We start from the raw sequence: 528 nt of genomic DNA, 5'->3' as shown, positions 1-528 counted from the left end.
CTGACGCAGCCTCGCTTGGGCTCGACAGCTGCTACGTGGGGAGTGGTTGGGAGTGGGGAGGCGGGCACTTTGTTGAATCACTGTTGGCTGTGCAACAGCTTGCATATGTTTTTATGGAATAAATAAAGAGTTATATATTCCTTTTGTTGGTTTCACGAATAGGGCACTTTGAGTGCCTGCGCATTCGTGCGGATTGACCCAACAGACCAAAGGAAAGCCGACATGACCATTAAAGCGATCAACGTGCGCAACCAGTTCAAAGGCGTGATCAAGGAAATCCTGATCGGCGAAGTGGTGTCCGAGATCGACGTGCAAACCGCGTCGGGGATCGTGACGTCGGTGATTACCACACGCTCGGTGCGTGACCTGGAATTGAAGGTGGGCAGTGAAGTGATTGCCTTTGTGAAGTCGACTGAAGTGTCGATCGCCAAGCTGTAAACCCGAGTCCAGTTGTGAACCCAATCCAAATGTGGGAGCGGGCTTGCTCGCGAATGCGGTGTGACAGTCGACATCTACAATGACTGATCC

The 528-nt window shown here is 52.1% G+C and carries 1 protein-coding gene; it reads left to right on the top strand.

The features are described from left to right. Positions 1–222: 222 nt before the first annotated feature. On the top strand, positions 223–438 hold the full coding sequence (locus ACW9I6_RS32415) for a TOBE domain-containing protein (RefSeq protein ID WP_003217010.1): 216 nt from the start codon (positions 223–225) through the stop codon (positions 436–438). Positions 439–528: the final 90 nt, after the last annotated feature.

It is taken from the genome of Pseudomonas sp. SDO5522_S412 (assembly GCF_054071215.1).
The sequence above is the reverse complement of the archived record's forward strand: the minus strand, read 5'-3'. Positions and strand labels throughout refer to the sequence as shown.

What these genes read in the sequence shown, in the direction of transcription:
- ACW9I6_RS32415 (WP_003217010.1), top strand. Translation starts at nt 223, where the DNA reads ATGACCATTAAAGCGATCAACGTGCGCAACCAGTTCAAAGGCGTGATC.